The organism is Myxococcus sp. AM011, from assembly GCF_013372595.1.
GTDB classification, from domain to species: Bacteria; Myxococcota; Myxococcia; order Myxococcales; family Myxococcaceae; genus Myxococcus; species Myxococcus eversor.
In genome coordinates this window covers 60,194-77,529 of sequence record NZ_JABXEM010000010.1, presented here as the reverse complement: position 1 = coordinate 77,529, position 17,336 = coordinate 60,194, and the positions used below count along the sequence as shown (strand labels likewise).

At 70.1% G+C, this 17,336-nt stretch carries 14 protein-coding genes and 1 pseudogene; 9 read left to right on the top strand and 6 right to left on the bottom strand.

The genetic code is table 11. The features are described 5' to 3' along the window. Positions 1-233, bottom strand: a pseudogene (locus HUW62_RS03870) (hypothetical protein); the annotation flags it as partial. Positions 234-402: 169 nt separating this feature from the next. On the opposite strand from HUW62_RS03870, the gene HUW62_RS03865 reads away from it, so the two are divergent. Both HUW62_RS03865 and HUW62_RS03860 read left to right on the top strand, forming a co-directional pair. After that, a complete protein-coding gene (locus tag HUW62_RS03865; protein WP_176433585.1) occupies positions 403-2,001 on the top strand; it encodes an FGGY-family carbohydrate kinase in 1,599 nt (532 codons plus the stop codon). 15 nt (positions 2,002-2,016) lie between these two features. Next, positions 2,017-3,546, top strand: coding sequence for an aminotransferase class V-fold PLP-dependent enzyme (locus HUW62_RS03860; protein WP_163865706.1), 1,530 nt, complete (start codon positions 2,017-2,019; stop codon positions 3,544-3,546). 27 nt (positions 3,547-3,573) lie between these two features. Here the strand turns inward: HUW62_RS03860 and HUW62_RS03855 are convergent, their stop codons facing one another. The 5 genes from HUW62_RS03855 to HUW62_RS03835 all read right to left on the bottom strand — a co-directional run bounded on the left by HUW62_RS03855 (position 3,574) and on the right by HUW62_RS03835 (position 8,625). After that, positions 3,574-4,710 carry a hypothetical protein gene (locus HUW62_RS03855; protein WP_176433584.1) on the bottom strand — a complete coding sequence of 379 codons (1,137 nt, stop codon included), beginning with the start codon at positions 4,708-4,710 and terminating at the stop codon, positions 3,574-3,576. A gap of 281 nt (positions 4,711-4,991) precedes the next feature. After that, complete coding sequence (locus HUW62_RS03850) at positions 4,992-5,729, bottom strand: dienelactone hydrolase family protein (RefSeq protein WP_163865704.1); 738 nt, start codon at positions 5,727-5,729, stop codon at positions 4,992-4,994. Between the two features lie 50 nt (positions 5,730-5,779). After that, positions 5,780-6,946 (bottom strand): iron-containing alcohol dehydrogenase, encoded by a 1,167-nt coding sequence (locus tag HUW62_RS03845; protein WP_176433583.1) that lies wholly within the window; start codon positions 6,944-6,946, stop codon positions 5,780-5,782. A gap of 1 nt (position 6,947) precedes the next feature. Beyond that, a complete protein-coding gene (locus HUW62_RS03840) occupies positions 6,948-7,265 on the bottom strand; it encodes an antibiotic biosynthesis monooxygenase (protein ID WP_163865702.1) in 318 nt (105 codons plus the stop codon). 91 nt (positions 7,266-7,356) lie between these two features. Beyond that, positions 7,357-8,625 (bottom strand): heparin lyase I family protein, encoded by a 1,269-nt coding sequence (locus HUW62_RS03835; RefSeq protein ID WP_163865701.1) that lies wholly within the window; start codon positions 8,623-8,625, stop codon positions 7,357-7,359. Between the two features lie 434 nt (positions 8,626-9,059). On the opposite strand from HUW62_RS03835, the gene HUW62_RS03830 reads away from it, so the two are divergent. From HUW62_RS03830 to HUW62_RS03800, 7 genes are all read left to right on the top strand, one after another. Continuing rightward, positions 9,060-11,321, top strand: coding sequence for an AAA family ATPase (locus HUW62_RS03830; protein ID WP_176433582.1), 2,262 nt, complete (start codon positions 9,060-9,062; stop codon positions 11,319-11,321). Positions 11,322-11,388: 67 nt separating this feature from the next. Next, positions 11,389-12,360: a L,D-transpeptidase family protein gene (locus tag HUW62_RS03825; RefSeq protein ID WP_176433581.1), complete on the top strand. Its 972-nt coding sequence runs from the start codon at positions 11,389-11,391 to the stop codon at positions 12,358-12,360. A 29-nt stretch (positions 12,361-12,389) separates the two neighbouring features. Beyond that, the gene (locus tag HUW62_RS03820) at positions 12,390-13,532 is read left to right on the top strand and encodes an LOG family protein (protein ID WP_163865698.1); all 1,143 of its coding nucleotides are present in this window, start codon (positions 12,390-12,392) and stop codon (positions 13,530-13,532) included. Between the two features lie 36 nt (positions 13,533-13,568). Next, positions 13,569-14,333, top strand: a complete 765-nt coding sequence (locus tag HUW62_RS03815) for an HAD family hydrolase (protein WP_240356359.1) — start codon at positions 13,569-13,571, stop codon at positions 14,331-14,333. Further along, positions 14,324-15,118, top strand: coding sequence for an STM4013/SEN3800 family hydrolase (locus HUW62_RS03810; RefSeq protein ID WP_163865697.1), 795 nt, complete (start codon positions 14,324-14,326; stop codon positions 15,116-15,118). The genes HUW62_RS03815 and HUW62_RS03810 overlap by 10 nt, the downstream gene beginning before the upstream one ends. A gap of 11 nt (positions 15,119-15,129) precedes the next feature. Beyond that, complete coding sequence (locus HUW62_RS03805; protein WP_163865696.1) at positions 15,130-16,446, top strand: STM4012 family radical SAM protein; 1,317 nt, start codon at positions 15,130-15,132, stop codon at positions 16,444-16,446. Continuing rightward, positions 16,443-17,330 (top strand): STM4011 family radical SAM protein, encoded by an 888-nt coding sequence (locus HUW62_RS03800; RefSeq protein WP_176433579.1) that lies wholly within the window; start codon positions 16,443-16,445, stop codon positions 17,328-17,330. The genes HUW62_RS03805 and HUW62_RS03800 overlap by 4 nt, the downstream gene beginning before the upstream one ends. Positions 17,331-17,336 lie beyond the last annotated feature (6 nt).

Here is a 17,336-nt window from a genome sequence, read left to right as displayed (position 1 = left end):
GGGTGGTAGGGCAGGGTGGCGGGGCCCTCGGTGCCTCTCACATGCTCCAGCGCGTACGCGTGGAAGAAGCGCGCGTCGCCGTAGAAGAAGATGGAGAAGGGCCACGCGCGGTCCGGCGCCGACTGGAGATACAGCCACCGCAGCAGCAGGCTGAGCGTGAACGTCACCGCGATGCCCAGCGCCACCGGGTGCCGCTGCCACAGTGCCCTCGCGCTGACGAAGAACCGGCGCATGCCACCCCCAGGAATCGGCGCAGGCTAACACCATGGGCGCGCGTGGGGCCCAGGCGTTCAGAAAAGCGCCCTTGCCATGCGTTGTGGATGGCGGGAGGCGCGACGCGCTTCCTAGAGTCCAGGCGCCGTGACGTCGACGGCATCCCCTCATCCCGGCTCGGAGGGCCGTGTGTCCCAAGCAGGTGAGAAGTCCATCCTGGCCATCGACCTGGGCACCTCGGCCGTGAAGCTGGCCGTCGTCACCCTGCGAGGCAGGATTCTCGGCGGAGAGGTGGAGCCCCTGGCGCTCGACCTCCTGCCCGATGGAGGCGCGGAGCAGGAGCCCGAGGCCTGGTGGAGCGCCGTCGTCCGGGGCACGCGCCGTCTGCTGGAGTCGGGGAAGGTGGCCGCGCGCGACATCGTCGCCGTCAACTGCGGCGCGCAGTGGTCCGGCACCGTGGCGGTGGACGCGAAGGGCAAGCCCCTGCGTCCGGCGCTCATCTGGATGGACTCGCGGGGCGCGCCCCACGTCCAGCGCGCGGCCGGTGGACTGCTTTCCATCGAGGGCTACGGCGCCGCGCGCCTGCTGACCTGGATTCGCCTGACGGGCGGAGTGCCCAGCCTCTCCGGCAAGGACCCGGTGGGCCACATCCTCTACCTCCAGGCCGAGCACCCCGACGTCTACCGCGACACCTACAAGTTCCTGGAGCCGAAGGACTGGCTCAACCTGCGGCTGAGCGGACGCTTCGCGGCATCGTACGACTCCATCACCCTGCACTGGGTGACCGACAACCGCGCGCTCCACCGCATCGACTACGACGCGCGGCTCTTGAAGATGGCGGGGCTTCATCGAGAAAAGCTGCCGGACCTGGTGCCCGCGGCGAGCGTGCTGGGGCCGCTGAGCGCCCAGGCCGCGAGCGAGCTGGGATTGAGCCAGGACGTGCGCGTGGTGTCGGGGGCGCCGGACATCCTCGCGGCGGCGGTGGGCTCCGGCGCGGTGGAGGACCATGCGGCGCACCTGTGCGTGGGCACGTCCTCCTGGCTGTGCTGCCACGTGCCCTACAAGAAGTCGGACCTGTTCCACCAGATGGCGTCCGTCCCGTCCGCGCTGCCAGGGCGCTACCTGCTGGCCAACGAGCAGGAGTCCGCGGGCATCTGCCTCACCTTCCTCAAGGACAACATCCTGTATGGCCAGGGCGGCAAGCCCGGGGAGGTGGAGGAGGACTCCGCGGAGGTGTACCGGCTGATGGAGCGCGAGGCGGGGAAGGTGCCCGCGGGCAGTGACAAGCTCATCTTCATGCCCTGGCTCAACGGGGAGCGAAGCCCCGTGGACGACAAGTCCCTGCGCGGGGGCTTCTTCAACCAGTCGCTCAAGACGACGCGAGCGCACCTGGTGCGCGCGGTGATGGAGGGCGTGGCCTACAACTCGCGCTGGCTGTTCACCTATGTGGAGCAGTTCGTCGGACGCAGGCTGGACTCGCTGCGCATCATCGGAGGCGGGGCCCGGTCCGCGCTCTGGTGCCAGATTCACGCGGACGTGCTGGGGCGGGTGATTCAGCAGGTGGACGAGCCGGTGCTCGCCAACGCACGCGGGGCCGCGTTCCAGGCGGCGGTGGCGCTGGGCGAGCTGAAGGTGGAGGAGATTCCAGCGCTCGTCCCCATCGCTCGCACCTTCGAGCCCGACCCGGCGAACCGGAAGATGTACGACGAGTTGTTCCGCGAGTTCGTCAATCTCTACAAGAGCAACAAGGCCATCTTCGCGCGCCTCAACCGCGCCCGGAGCGCCTGAAGCCCAGGAGTCCGCATGGCATTGCCAGACCCGAAGTCGCTCAAGCTGCTGAACCATGTCCCTCCCCGGTTGCTGTCGGCGGCGGAGCGCTACCTCAAGGCCGTGCCGGTGGTACGTGACCTGCTGTCGAAGGAGACGGACACGCTGTTGTCCGAGCTGGAGGGGAGCCTCAAGCCCTACCGGGGGAAGATGCCCGCCTTCGAGCGGCTGCCGGTGACGGGCCGCTCGCGCGAGGAGGTGCTGCGCGAGCTGCAGGCGCTGGAGGCGCAGGAGGAGGAGCGCTGGCGGGACGGCAAGGTGTCCGGCGCCGTCTACAACGGGGACCAGGAGCACATCGACTTCCTCAACCGCGTCTACGGGCTGCACTCGCAGAGCAACCCGCTGCACGCGGACCTGTGGCCCAGCGCCACCAAGTTCGAGGCGGAAGTCGTCGCCATGGCGGCGAGCATGCTGGGCGCGGATGCCGCCAACGCGGGGAAGGTGCCCGCCGAGCACGTCTGCGGCTCCATGTCGTCGGGTGGCACCGAGAGCATCATGCTCGCGGTGAAGACGTACCGGGATTGGGCCCGGGAGACGAAGGGAATCTCGAAGCCGGAGATGGTGGCGCCCTCCAGCGCGCACCCGGCCTTCGACAAGGCGGCGCACTACTTCGGCGTGAAGATGGTGCGCGTGCCGGTGGGGCCGGACTTCCGCGCGGACGTGGCGGCGACGCGCAAGGCCATCAATCGCAACACCATCCTCCTCATCGGCTCCGCGCCGGGCTTTCCCCATGGCGTCATCGACCCCATCGCCGACTTGTCGGAGCTGGCGCGCAAGAAGCGCCTGGGCTTCCACACGGACGCGTGCCTGGGCGGCTTCGTGTTGCCCTTCGCGCGCACGCTGGGGCGTCAGGTGCCGCCCTTCGACTTCCGGCTGCCGGGCGTGACGTCCATGTCCGTGGATACGCACAAGTTCGGGTACGCGGCGAAGGGCTCGTCGGTGGTGCTCTACCGGGGCACGGCGCTGCGCTCGCACCAGTACTTCACCGCCACCGAGTGGCCCGGGGGCATCTATTTCTCGCCCACCTTCTCCGGCAGTCGCCCCGGCGCCCTCATCGCCGTCGCGTGGGCGTCATTGGTGAGCATGGGGGAGCAGGGCTACCTGGAGGCCACGCGCCGCATCCTGGACACGGCGGATGTGCTCAAGCAGGGCATCCGCGCCGTTCCCGAGCTGCACGTGCTGGGAGACCCGCTGTTCGTCATCGCCTTCGGCTCCGAGACGCTGGACATCTTCAAGGTGATGGAGCGGATGGGCGAGCGCGGGTGGAGCCTCAATGGCCTGCACAAGCCCGCGGCGGTGCACCTGTGCGTCACGCTGCGGCACGCGCAGCCGGGCGTGGCGGAGCGCTTCCTCACGGACCTGCGCGAGGCGGTGGAGCACGTGAAGGCCCACCCCGGCGAGAAGGGGACGATGGCGCCCGTCTACGGCATGGCGGCCGCCGTCCCCTTCCGGGGCATGGTGAGCGACTTGCTCAAGAAGTACATGGACCTGCTCTACAAGGTCTGAGCGTCAGGCCCTGGCGCCGCGCGGCCTTCAGTGAGGTCGCGCGGCCCACTCCCACGTGGTGCCCTGGTGCAGCGCCGCGTAGATGTCGTCGCGCAGGACGTTGCACTCGTCATGCGTCAGCGTGCGCTCCAGCGCGCGCAGCACCACCCGGAGCAGCACGTTCTTCTGGTCGGCCCGAAGCGCCAGTCGCTTCACGGCACTGGGAGGCAGCGCGGCGTAGGGCGTCTCCGTGACGACTTCCACGCTCTCCACCAGCTCCGCCCGCTCACCGAGCGCGGCGCGCACCCTGTCCCCCAGCTCCTCGGACGTCCGGCCCTCGTCGATGACGAGCGACATGTCCCGGCGCACCGCTGGCATCGACGACACCGGGCGGTAGGGCTCCAAATCCAACAACTGGGTGGCGATTCGCGGGTTCGTGGAGCGCAACAGGCGGATGTCGTCCAGGCCCTTGCGCAACATCAGGATGCGGTCCATCCCCAGGCCCATGGCGAGCCCGGTGACGGGCCCTGCCTCCAGTCCGCTCTCCGAGAGGAGCGCGGGCAGGGCGAGGCCACACTCGCCAATCTCCACCCACTCGTCGCCCTCGCGCACGTCCACCTGGAGCCCGTCCGTCGTGTATGGGTGCACGGCATCGGTGAGGCGTGTTTCTCGCCCGGGCAGCAGTGCGCCCACCACGGTGGCAATCATCTGTCGCAAGTCTTTGGGCGTGAGGGGCGGCCCTCGTCGCACGCGCCAGAGGTCCATCTGGTGCGGCTCGCCGGTGTGCAGCCGGTCGATGCAGTCGCGGCGGTAGACGAGGCCCGGACACGCCAGCAGCACGTCGTCCGGTGGAGCCGCGGCCAGCTCGCGCAGCACCGCCGGAATCATGGCGGAGGTCTGCGAGCGCAACAGCGCCGTGTCGCAGACGTACCGGGTGTAGCGCGCGTCGCGGGCCACGCCGCCCGGCGGGTAGTGGAGCCGGTCGTAGTTGTCGGCGATGGAGACGACGGGACTCCGTCGGTGGAGGAGGACGTCGCAGCCCCACGCGGAGCGCAGGGCGGCCAGCGCGGAGGCCACCAACTGCTGCAGGGCATGGGGGCCGGAAGCGGGGTCGGTCAAATCACGAACGGACAGCGCGCGCCGAAGCTCCTCGGCGCTGAGGATGGAGACGGAAGGGGACGACATGGAAACCTCTCGGAAGCGGTGGAAACGCGGTGGTCTCCGGCACGCCGAGCGAGAAGTCCGCCAGGCGCCGCCGGCCTCGGATGCCCCCCCGGCGGCTCCGGGTGGGCGTCGCGCCTGACGGCGTTTCACCAACGAGAGGTTCGTGCGCTCAGTGCGGCACGGCCTCCCGACACCCAGAGGGGGCCGGGGGGCGGCTAAATCGACGAGCACTGACGACGAGCACCATGCCCCCACGAATAACGCCAGCCGCTTCCGCTGGCAAGGGGGGCTGCCTCACCCGCTCACGCCGTGAGGGCGCGGCCGAACACGTCGAACAGCTCTCGCCAGTGCTGCTCGGACGCGTCCTTGTCATAGGCGCCGGAGCCGTCCACCGCGTAGCCATGGCGCGCGCCGACATGGAGGTGGGACTGGTGCCGGACACCGGCGGCCTTCAGCGCCGTCTCCAGGCGGAGGATGGCGTCGGCCGGCATGGAGCCGTCCTGGTCCGCGTGGCCGAACACCAGCTCTCCGCGAACGTCGCCGACGCGCAGGTGGGCGCTGTCCGGGGAGTCCGTCGCCAGCTTGCCTCCATGGTTGGACACCGCCGCGGCGATGGTGTCCGGGAAGTCCGCGGCCAGGCGCACGGCCATGGAGCCACTCATGCAGTAGCCGGCCACGCCGACCTTGGGGCCCTTCACCTGGGGCAACCGTGAGAGGAAGTCGAGCTCGGCGGCGCCGTCGTCGCGCACCCGCGCCGGTGTCAGCGTCGCGATGAGCGCGAAGATGTGCTTGCGGAAGGCCTCGTCCGCGAACGAGCCCTGCAGTGCCAGGTTTCCGGCGCGGCCCTCGCGATAGAAGACGTTGGGCAGCAGGACGACATAGCCGCCGTCCGCGAGCCGCTGGGCCATGTGTTCGAAGGCGGGCCGGATGCCCATCGCGTCCGTCAGCAGGATGACCGCGGGCCACGGGCCGCGTCCCTCCGGCTGGAACAGCTTCGCGTCCATCGTTCCCTCTCGGGTCGGCAGCTCGATGTCTTCCATGGGCACTCCTCGACAGCGGGGCAGTGTGGCTCGTTATGCGGCGCGGCTGGCTATAACGATCGGGTGGCGATCTCCGCCAGTTCGGCGTCGGTGAGCGTCAACGGATTGGCCTTCATGCTGCTCGCGGCGCGGGCCTTGGTCACCAGCTCGGGGAGCCGCGCGGGCGTGAGTCCGTAGGTGGCGAGGCCGGGAATGCGCAGGTCCGCGCGCAAGGCCTCCACCCACGACAGGGCATCTTCCTCGCGGGCCTCGGCGCGGCCGGTGAGCAGGACGGCCAGCTCCCGGAAGCGGGGCAGGGACGGGTGCTCCGGCGCGCGGGCACGCAGGGCCCTCAGGTTGACGTCGAGCACGGCGGACAGCAGGGCCGCGCACACGGCGCCATGGGGCGCGTCGAACATGCCGCCCACCGGCGCGGCGAAGCCGTGCACCGCGCCGAGCCCGGAGTTCGCCAGACACAGGCCACCGAAGAGACTGGCCAGGGCCAGGTCCTCGCGACCTCCCGCGTCCGGCCCCTCCAGGACGGCCCGACGCAGCGAGCGCGCGGAGCGGCGCAGGCCCTCTCGCGCCAGGGCGTCGGTGAGGGGATTGGCGCGCGCGGAGAGGAAGGGCTCGATGAGCTGCGACAGCGCATCCATGCCGCTCGCGGCGAGCACGGAGGCGGGCGCGCCGATGAGCAGGTCCGGGTCCACGAGCGCCACGGCCGGCAGCAGCTTCGGCCCGCGCAGGCTGGCCTTCACCTGGGCCTCCTTCGAGCCCAGCACCGCGTTGCGCGTCACCTCCGAGCCGGTGCCCGCGGTGGTGGGAATGGCCACGAAGGGCAGTGACGCGCGGGTGAGCGGCTGGCCGCGGCCGATGACCTCCAGGTAGTCGAGCGGGTCTCCTCCCTGCGTCGCCAGCGCCGCGAGCGCCTTGCCCGCGTCGAGCGCGCTCCCGCCGCCCATCGCCACCACCACGTCGCAGCGCGCCTGGGCGAGCAGGCCCAGGCCCTGGCGCACCAGGTCCACCGTGGGCTCTCCCTCCACGCGGAACCCCGTCACGGCGAGGCCGAGCGCCTCCAGTGACTCGCGCAGGGCACTGGCGCGCGCGGGCGTCTTCCCGGTGACGAGCAGCACGCGCTGACCGCCGAGCGCGCGCACCAGCTCCGGGGCTTCGGCGAGGCGGCCCGGGCCGAAGACGATGCGCGTCGCGGTGGCGAACTCGAAGGCGGCGGGACTCACGTCACCACCCGGCGTCTTCGGGGAACAGGTTGACGTACTTCCGGCTGGTGCGCGGCTCCGCCATCATCGGCGCCACGGTGTCGCGCCAGGTGAGGTAGTGGGCCGTCTCCTTGTGCTCCGCGGGCGCCTGGGCCGTCCGGTAGACCTCCACGAGCACGAAGCGCGTCGGGTCCTCGGAGTCCTGGAGGAAGTCGAAGCGGGCGATGCCGGGCTCCTTCGCGCTCGCCCGCGCGTTGACCACGGTGGCTTCGCGAAAGGCGTCCACGTGCTCCGGCTTGACGTGGATGTGGACCTGGACGACCCGCAGGCTGTTGGGCATGTCCGGAAACTACTCCGGGCCGAGGCCGCGTGGGGACGCGACCTCGGCCCGGTGGAGGGCACGGTGTGGGGTGCCATACAACCGTGACGTGCTACGGGGCCTTGATGACCGCCGTGGGGCTCAGCACGTCCTCGAGCTTCCGGGCCATCACCCAGCCGTCGTGGTAGACGATGCCCGTCTGCGTAATCGTGTCGTTCCGGTACAGGCCAATCTTCAGGTAGTTGACCTGGCCGGAGTACTGGGTGGCGATGTAGCGCTTGGGCATCACCAGCTTGCCGTCGAGGTACAGCTCCACGAAGCCCACCTTCGAGTTCGCGGACCAGCGCACGTGGAAGATGAAGTCCATCCACTTGCCGCGCGTCAGCGGGGCGCGCCAGACGATGGTGCCCGGGTTGCCGCCGATGTTGAGGCGGACCTCGTTGCCGTAGACGTAGAACTCCACCGGCGGCGAGCCGCCCACGGTGTCGCTCTCCTGGTGCCACTGGGTGAAGAGCTGCCACGTGTTCACGTTGGGGAACGTGGAGTCGAACATCGTGCTCCAGCGGTAGTAGTACTCGGAGCCCGACGGCTCGCGCGTCATCCGCACCAGCTCGTTGCGGTTGCCGCTGGAGTTGATGGGGTCATCGCCCCGCTTCACGGTGGCCTTGAGCGCGTAGCTGCCCTGGCGCTTCGGCGAGGACACCATCGCCAGCCGGTCCGCGCTCACCATCTGCGCGCGCGTCCACTGGCTGATGTTGTTCGTCTCGAAGTCGCCCACCCACACCACGCTGTTGCCCGTGGGGGGAGGCGTCGTCGGAGGAGGCGTCGTCACCGTGGAGGAGCAGGCGCGCGCCTCGGCGATGGAGGCCCAGTCGTTGACGCTGTTGCCCTGGAAGGTGATGCGCACGCGGCGCGCGGAGGTCGCCGCGAAGGTGTACGTCTCCGCGGAGGACGACTTCCTGCTCGTGCCGCTGTAGATCTGCGTGTACGTGTAGCCATCCGGCGAGACGGACACCGTGAAGGTGTTCGCCCGCGTGGTGCCTTCGTGCCATGCGATGGTGACGCCCGAGATGGACTTGGTGGCGCCCAGGTCGTAGTCAATCCAGCCGCCCTTGCCGAGATAGCTCCAGCGAGTGGCGAGGCTGTCGTCCATCGTGTTGGCCGGCACGTTGCCGTCATGACCCTTGGCGATGACGGACGCGGCAGTGAGCTGGGTGCAGCCCGAGGCCGTCAGCGCGGCGGAGGAGACTGATGTGGCGAAGGCCGTGGCCTCGTCGAGCCCTGCGGGGGCCTCGCCCAGCTCCGTGACGTCGTCCTGGGGGCCACAAGCCATGACACCCAGGCCGAGCAATGCACCAGCCAGCAGAAGAGACTTCTTCATGTAGGGACCTCTGGGGATTCAAAAACAGACAGACGGGGAGTGTGTCCGGCGGCCGTCTCCCGACGGGCCGGTATCTGGTTTCAGCTAGGGGGCTTCTCCAAGGTCACGGCGGGGGTTCGCCGCGTTGCGACGGAGACAACCATCGACCAAATTTATTTCGTATTCAACAGTTCTCGACATGCCTGCCTGCCCTCCAGGAAACGGGGCAGGACATACTCATGGTGGGGGTTCAGGCGGTGGGATTGGAAACGTCTGTCATTGGTGGCGGATTGAGGCGGATGGTGAGGGCTTGAGCGCACCGTGAGCGGGACCGAGGAGGCATGCGGTGGCCTGGAGGGCAGGGCCACAGGCGAATTCAATACACACACACCACCCCTGGGCCCGAGAGGCTCGGCCGCGCGGGAGCGTTAGAGGTTCGGGCTCTGGAGGTGCTCATGACCTTGTCTTCGGGCGTGTGCCTGGCCTGTGGGACGCGCCTCTCCCCTGGCTTGTCCACGTGCCCGCGCACGCCCCTCCGGAGGCCCCTGGCTGAAGGGGTGCGTCGGTGGGAGGTGGGGTCGTGTCAGCCGCCGCTCGTCGGGCGGACGGCGCTGCTGGAGCGGCTGAAGTGGTGCGCGGAGGAGGCGCGGCGAGGGCTGGGGCGCGCCGTGTGGCTGGTGGGCCCGGAGGGGATGGGCAAGTCGCGGCTGAAGGACGCGCTGGTGGAGTCGCTGGCCGCCAATCGCTTCGAAATCTGGGAGGGCAGTGGCCTGGCGCTGCCCGGGACTCCGGCGGGGCCGCTGCTGGAGTTGCTGGAGGCCACCCGGGGGCTGCGGCCCGTGGCGGGCGTGGGGCGGATGTCGAGCGCGGAGGCGGAGCGCGTCGCCCACTTCCTGGAGGGGCGGGAGTGGCAGGGCATCCCCGCGAGCCTCTCCGCCGAGAGCCTGGCGCTGTTCGACGCGCTCTGCCACGCGCTGCTGCCGCACCGGGGGCCGCGCATCCTCATCCTGGAGGACTGGCGGGACGCGGACCCGCTCAGCCGGGCATTCGTCGAGGTCCTCGTCTCGAGGTTGGCGCACACGCCGGTGCTCGTGCTCGTCCTGGAGCGCACGGAGGGGCCGGCGCTCGCGCCGTCGACGGCGGAGGTGCTGGAGGTGGGGCTGCTCAATCCAGAGGATGCCGCCGCGCTGGTCGCCACGCGCCTGCGTCCGGACTGGCCCAGGGAGGCGTTGCTGCGAGCGGGCGCGGGCCACCCGCTGCACCTGCTGCATGCGATGGCGTTCCACGAAGAGCATCCGGATGCGCCCCTGCCCGAGTCTGGGCCAGCGGTCCTGGCCGCGCGCTTCGAGGCCCTGTCGCCCACGCGGCGAGAGGCGCTGCACGTGAGCGCGGTGCTGGGGCCCTGCTTCCCCCGGCCGGTGCTGGGGGCGCTCGTCGGCGGGCTCTCGTCGCTCGCCGGGCTGGAGGCGGGTGGCTGGCTGAAGGCCGTCTCGGGCGGGCGGTATGCGGTGGGGGCTCGTGTTCCGGTGCCGCGTGAGGGTGTGTCCTCGGACGCGGAGGGGCTGGGGCTGCATCGGCGGGCGGCGGAGGCGTACGAGGCGCTGCCCGAGGAAGCCCGGCGTCGCGCGTGCGCGGAGCTGGTGCGTCACTGGCGCGCGGCGAAGGTGCCGCAGCGGGCGTTGCCGCACCTGCTGGAGGTCGCCGGGTGGAACCTGGCGGCGCTGGAGCCCGCGGCGGCGCTCGCGGTGTATCGCGTCGCGCTGGAGGTGGCCGGCTCGTTGTCCCTGGAGGCCGCGCGAAAGTGGTCCCGCGTGCTGTGGGAGCGCATGGGCGACGCGCATCGCCTGGCGGGGGAGCGAGCGGAGGCCGAGTCCGCCTGGCGAATCGCGCTGTCGCTCGAGGACGCGCGCGCGGTGGTGGCGACGCCCGAGCGGCTCCAGTGTCTGCGCAAGCTGGCCGCGGTGGTGCTGTCGCTGGAGCGCTACGAGGAGGTGGTGGCGCTGAGTCAGTCGGCGGGCGATTTCGAGGCGTCGCGGGAGGCGCTGCTCTGCTGGGCTTCGCTGGATGCGCTGTGCGTGCTCGCGCTGTGCTGGCTGGGGCGCTTCGAGGAGGCGGAGGCGCGGCTGGTGGTGGCGCGGGGGCGGCTGCTCCAGGCGCCGTACCAGGAGGGGCCGGGCCGGGCGAGCGTGGAGGCCGCGCTGCACCGGGCCACGGGGACGTTGCTGATGGGGCAGGGGCGGCCGGGACAGGCGACGGTGGAGTACGCGGCGGTGCTGCGCTGGACGGAGCGCGCGGGGGACACGTGGGAGCACTCCACGGCCCTGTTCAACCTGGGGGATGCCTACGCGCGCGCGGGAGACAGGGAGCGGGCGGTGCACTACTTCCAGCTCGCGTTGGACTTGAAGGCGCGCATGGGGGACCGGGGCGGCATGGCGTACACGCACCACGGGCTCGCGCTGCTGCACAGCCAGGCGGATGCGCCCGAGCTGGCGAAGGAGGACGCGGTGCGGGGCCTCCAACTCGCGGGGATGCTCGGGGACCGGAAGCTGAAGTCACTGCTGCGCTGTGCCCTGGGGCGAGCCCACCTGCGACTGGGCGAGCGAGAGGAGGCGGCGAGGCAGCTCCAACTCGCCGCCCAGGACGCCGCCGCCGCCAATGCGCGTCCGGAGCTGCTCCAGGCCCAGGCCGCGCTGCGTGCCCTGGAGGCCCGGCGCTGAGGACGCGCGTCGGGTGGAAACGCGGGAGTTGACGGAACGGTCCTCGTGCGTCGAGTGTCCAGCGCGAGTGACTTCCTCCGCGCCGCGCTCCAGGTTGCCGCTGCTGTGCCTCGCCTGGGTGCTGTCCGCCCAGGTCGCCACCGCCTCCACGCCGGATGTCTTCGAGGCCTGGCTGCGTCCCGAGCACTCGGTGGCGGAGGGCTTCGCGCCGTGGCCGGATTTCGCGCGGGCCAGGCCGGGAAGTGACGTGCGCGCGCTGGCCCGGGGCCGCGTGGTGACGGTGGGCGCGAGAGGTGACAGCGTCACGCTGGAGCACCTGTACCACGAGAACCACGAGCTGCTGCGCGCCCGCTCCGAGTACTCCGGGCTGAGCGGTGTGGTGCTGCGTCCCGGTGCGCTCGTCACCAAGGGCCAGGTGCTCGGTCAGGTGGGGACGTCCGAGCGACTCGGAGTCGTGCTGCACACCGACCGCGCGCTGTCCGTCGCGGAGTCCCGTCGTTTCACCGCCGAGCGTGCCCGCCTGCCCCAGCCCGCGAGCGAGCCGGTGCTGGTGCTCATCTCCCACGCGCTCAACCAGCTCCGCCTCTACGAGCGGGGCGTGGAGCGGGCGCGGGTGGAGGTGGGCTTCGGCCAGGAGGCGGGGCCCAAGGAGCAGCGGGGCGACAACCGCACGCCCGTCGGCATGTACTTCATCGTGCAGACGGTGCGCGGGGAGATTCCCGGGCCCTACGCCGCGTACTACGGCGGCCACTGGCTGCGGGTGAACTACCCCAACCCCTGGGACGCGAGCCGGGGGGTGAAGCAGGGCTGGCTCACACAGAAGACGCGCGAGCGCATCGCCCGTTCCTGGGAGGCCCGCGAGGCGACGGATGCCACCACGCGGCTGGGCAGCGGCATCGGCTTTCACGGGTGGGCGGGCGAATGGTCCCTGGAGGCGAGCGGCGGCCGGCTGTCCTGGGGCTGTGTCGTGTTCCACCCCCGCGATATCACGGCGCTGTATGACCGGATGCCGCTCGGCACCATGGTTGTCCTCTTCTAGTAGGGCCCGAGGCATGGAATCCTTCGCGGGTGATTGAGCTAGAGACTCCCGAGGCCTTCGAGCAGCACCTTCGCGACGGGCGCACCCTGGTCAACGTCGTCATCCAGGGGTTGGACCTGCGGGGCTACACGCGTGAGCTGAGCGCGGCGCCGCTCGCCGGAACGGTGTTCCTGGGCTGTGAGCTGGAGAAGGACGCGCTCCAGGCCGCGCTCGCGCATGGGGCCCTCGTCTTCCCGCCGATCTCCGGGGTGCCGTATCAACCGTACCGGGGCGGCCTGTACTCGCCGGAGGAGCTGTACGCGGGCTTCGACCGGACGCGGCCGGAGACGTACGCGGACACGCTGGACGCGCGCATCTACCGGCACTGGGAATCGCACGGACGGGGTACGCCGCCCACGCTGCTGGAGACGCTCGCGCAGCGGCTGCATGACCATGCCGTCACGGATGCGATGGAGGACCTGCTCGCCGCGTCGGGGCCGCCCCGGAAGGTGGTGGCCATCATGGGGGGACACTCCATGAAGCGTGGCAAGTCCGACTACCGCGAGGTGGCGACGCTGGCGAGGGAGCTGACGCGCGCGGGCTTCTTCCTCGTCAGCGGCGGAGGCCCGGGCGCGATGGAGGCCACTCACCTGGGCGCCTGGTTCGCCGTGCGTCCGGAGGCGGAGCTGGACGCGGCGCTCGCCATCCTCGCCCAGGCGCCCAGCTACACGGACCGCGAGTGGCTCGCGCGGGCCTTCGACGTGCGCGCGGCCTTCCCGCTGGAGCCCAAGGATGTCTTCGCGTGCTCCAGCCTGGGCATCCCCACCTGGCACTACGGCCACGAGCCGCCCAACCCCTTCGCCACGCACATCGCCAAGTACTTCGCCAACAGCGTGCGCGAGGACGGGCTCTTGACCATCGCCCGGGGCGGAATCGTCTACGCGCCCGGCAGCGCCGGCACCATCCAGGAGATCTTCCAGGACGCCTGCCAGAACCACTACAACAGCGTCGGCGTCATCAGCCCGATGATCTTCCTGGGCCGTGAGTTCTGGACGCAAACGCGCCCCGTCTATCCGCTGCTGGCGCAGCTCGCGCAGGGACAGGACTACGCTCGGCACCTGTTGCTCACGGATTCGCGGGAAGAGGTCCTTCGCGCGCTGATGGAGTACGACTCCGCGCTCGTCGCGGGTTGAGCCGCGGTCTTCGAGTGCATCGCGAGGAGGAGTCTCATGGAACCGTACAAGCGGTATCGCCACCTGTACGAAGACCAGAAGTGGATGAGCAAGCCGCGCGCGTTCGGCAAGTACGGGCCCGCGCGGCCGAAGGCCATCTTCTTCGACGTCGACAACACCCTGGTCGACCGCGAGTCCGCCGTCGTGCGCTACTTCGAGGACCTCATGACCCGGTTCTCCGACGTGTTTCCCGAGCATCGTCGAGCCGAGGACCTGGCCACCCTCCAGAAGTTCGACGAGCGGGGAGAGCGTGACAGGGAGGCCTTCTGCGCCGACGTGACGACCACGTTCTTGAAGGAGCTGAAGGCGAAGGAGTTCTGGTTGGACTTCCAGTCGAAGGTGTCGAGCTTCGTGGTCGGCGACCCGAAGCTGGCGGCGTGGCTCGACACGCTGGCGCGGCGCCAGCCCGTCCAGGTGGTCTCCAACGGCTTCTCGGGAACGCAGCGCTGGAAGCTGCTCACCGCGGGCCTCTACCACTCCGTGCCAGATGGCTTCTATTCGAGCGAGGTGGGCGCGGAGAAGCCGGACCCGGCCATCTTCAAGGCCGCGCTGAAGCACGTGAATCGTGAACCCTTCGAGGTCCTCCACATCGGCGATGACCCGGTGCGGGACATCGTCGGCGCGACGCAGATGGGCTTCGCCACGTGCTGGGTCTCACATGGGCGGGAGTGGCCCGTGGCGCTGCCGCCTCCGACCTTCACGGTGGAGCGCATCACCTCGCGACACGAGTCCGTCGCGGAAGTGATTACAAAATGGACATGAACACGGTGGTCGGCTCGCACGACCTGCTCTTCCTCACCCTGGACACCTTGCGCCACGACGTGGCGACCGAGCTGGCCATGGCGGGGCGCATCCCGAATCTGTCCGCGCTGATGCCGGGAGGTCAGTGGGAGGAGCGCCACTCGCCCGCGAGCTTCACCTACGCCGCGCACCACGCCTTCTTCGCCGGCTTCCTTCCCACCCCCGCGCGTCCGGGCCGGCACGCGAGGCTGTTCTCCATGCGCTTCGAGGGCAGCGAGACGACGGGGCAGGGAACCTGCGTGCTGGATGCGCCGGACCTCGTCACGGGCCTGTCGGCGCGCGGCTACCACACCGTGTGCATTGGCGGCGTGGGCTTCTTCAACAAGCTCAACCCCTTGGGCAGCGTGCTGCCAGGCCTCTTCGCGGAGAGCCACTGGAGCCCCGAGCTGGGGGTGCGCGAGCCTCGTTCCACCGAGCATCAGGTGGCGCTGGCCGTCCAGCGACTCTCGGCCGTGCCTCGGGAGCAGCGCGTGTTCCTCTTCATCAACGTCTCAGCGCTGCACCAGCCCAACCGCCACTATCTGCCGGGGGCCGCCGAGGATTCCGTAGCGTCCCACGCGGCAGCCCTGGAATACGTGGACAGTCAGCTCCCACCCCTTTTCGCCGCGTTGCGGCGCCGGGGACCGGCTTTCTGCATGGTCTGCTCGGACCACGGCACGGCGTACGGCGAGGACGGTTATAACGGTCATCGCGTGGGCCACCCCGTCGTCTGGACGGTGCCCTACGCCGAGTTCACCCTGTCGTGAGAGTCCTCACCATGACGCGCCTGGAGCAGATGCTGGGGGAGACGCCGTATGTGGCGTACCTCTATGGCTACCCGCACAAGACGGCCTACCGGCCCTTCACGCCGGCGCTCTCGTTGGAGTCGGTGTGGGCGGAGGAGCGGCGAGATGCCCTGTTCCTCTACTTCCACGTCCCCTTCTGCGAGATGCGCTGTGGCTTCTGCAATCTCTTCACGGCGGCGGGGCCGAAGCAGGACGTGGTGGAGGGGTATCTGGGGGCGCTGGAGCGCGAGGCGCACCGGGTGAAGGCGGCGCTGGGCACGGCGAGCTTCGCGCGGCTCGCGGTGGGAGGAGGCACGCCGACGCTGCTCGACGTGGCGGGGCTGCACCGCGTGTTCGACCTGGCGGAGAAGGTGCTGGGCGCGGACCCTCATCACATCCCCGTCTCGGTGGAGGTGTCTCCGGAGACGGTGGACGCGGAGAAGCTGCGGGCGCTGCGCTCGCGCGGCACGGACCGGGTGAGCATCGGCGTGCAGAGCTTCATCGAGGCGGAGGTGGCCGCGGTGAAGCGGCCCCAGCAGACGGCGCAGGTGGAGGCGGCGCTGGACCTCATCCGCTCGACGGGGTTCCCAACGCTGAACCTGGACCTCATCTACGGCATGGAAGGGCAGACGGTGGAGACGTTCCTGTACTCCATCCAGCAGGCGCTGCGCTTCACGCCGGAGGAGGTGTATCTCTATCCGCTCTACGTGCGCCCGCTCACCTTCCTGGGGAAGAAGGCGCGCGCGTGGGATGACCTGCGAATCGCGCTGTATCGCGCGGGCCGCGAGTTCCTCCTGGCGCAAGGCTACACGCAGGTGTCCATGCGGATGTTCCGCGCGCGCCACGCGCCGGACGCGGGAGGCCCGGTGTACCGTTGCCAGGAGGACGGCATGGTGGGGCTGGGGTGCGGGGCGCGCTCGTATACGGGACAGGTGCACTACTCGTCCGAGTACGCCGTCGGTTCGCGCGAGGTGCGCTCCATCATCGCGTCGTACAGCGCGCGCACGTCGGAGTCCTTTGGCGAGGTGGGGTACGGCTTCCGGTTGGACGGTGAGGAGCGGCGGCGTCGGTACATGCTGCTGTCGCTCCTGGCGGAGGGCGTGGACTTCGCGACGTACCGCGAGCAGTTCTGCACCGACGTGCTGGAGGACTTCCCGGAGCTGCTGGAGCTTGAGGTTCACGGGCTGGCGCGGCGGGACGAGACGGCGCTGCGGCTCACGGCCGCGGGCGTGGAACTCTCGGACCTGATTGGCCCCTGGTTGCACTCGACGGGGGTGCGTGAGTTGTCACAGGAGTACGCCTGGCGATGAAGCTCACCGTGCTCTATCGAGGTCCGCTGTCGAGCTGCAACTACGGCTGCGAGTACTGTCCCTTCGGCAAGTGGAAGCACACGGACGAGGAGCTGGAGAAGGACCGCGCGGACCTGGAGAGGTTCCTGGCGTGGGTGGAGTCGCGCACGGGGGACACGGTGTCCGTGTTCTTCACGCCGTGGGGTGAGGCGCTCATCTGGCCCTGGTATCAGCAGGCGCTGGCGCGGCTGACGCATCTGCCGCACGTGGAGCGGGTGGCGGCGCAGACGAACCTGTCGTGCAAGCTGGACTGGGTGAAGGACTGCCGCGCGGAGAAGCTGGGCATCTGGGCGACGTATCATCCGGAGTGGATGAAGCGCCGTCGCTTCGTGGCGCAGTGCGAGACGCTGACGGCCCTGGGAGTGCGGCACAGCGCGGGCGTGGTGGGGTTTGTGCGCTTCGCCGAGGAGGCGGAGGCCTTGCGCCGCGAGCTGTCCGACGACACGTACCTGTGGATCAACGCGGTGAAGGACGGGCAGGAGGAGCCGTACACGGCCGAGGACGTGGCGCGCTTCACAGCGGTGGACCCGCTGTTCCCGGTGAACAACGTGCGGCATCCGAGCCTGGGGCGGGCGTGCAGGGGAGGCGAGTCGGTCATCTCCGTGGATGGAGAGGGAACGGCGCGCCGGTGTCACTTCATCGATGAGCCGATTGGGAACATCTACGCACCGGACTTCGACCAGGCGCTGCGTCCCCGGCCGTGCGCGAAGGCGATGTGCGGGTGTCACATCGGCTACGTGCACATGGACTATCTGGAGCTGGACCGGGTCTTCGGCTCGGGGATTCTCGAGCGTGTGCCGGTGAAGCCGCTGTGGCGGAGGCAGGACGTGCCGCTGCGCGAGTAGCGGAAG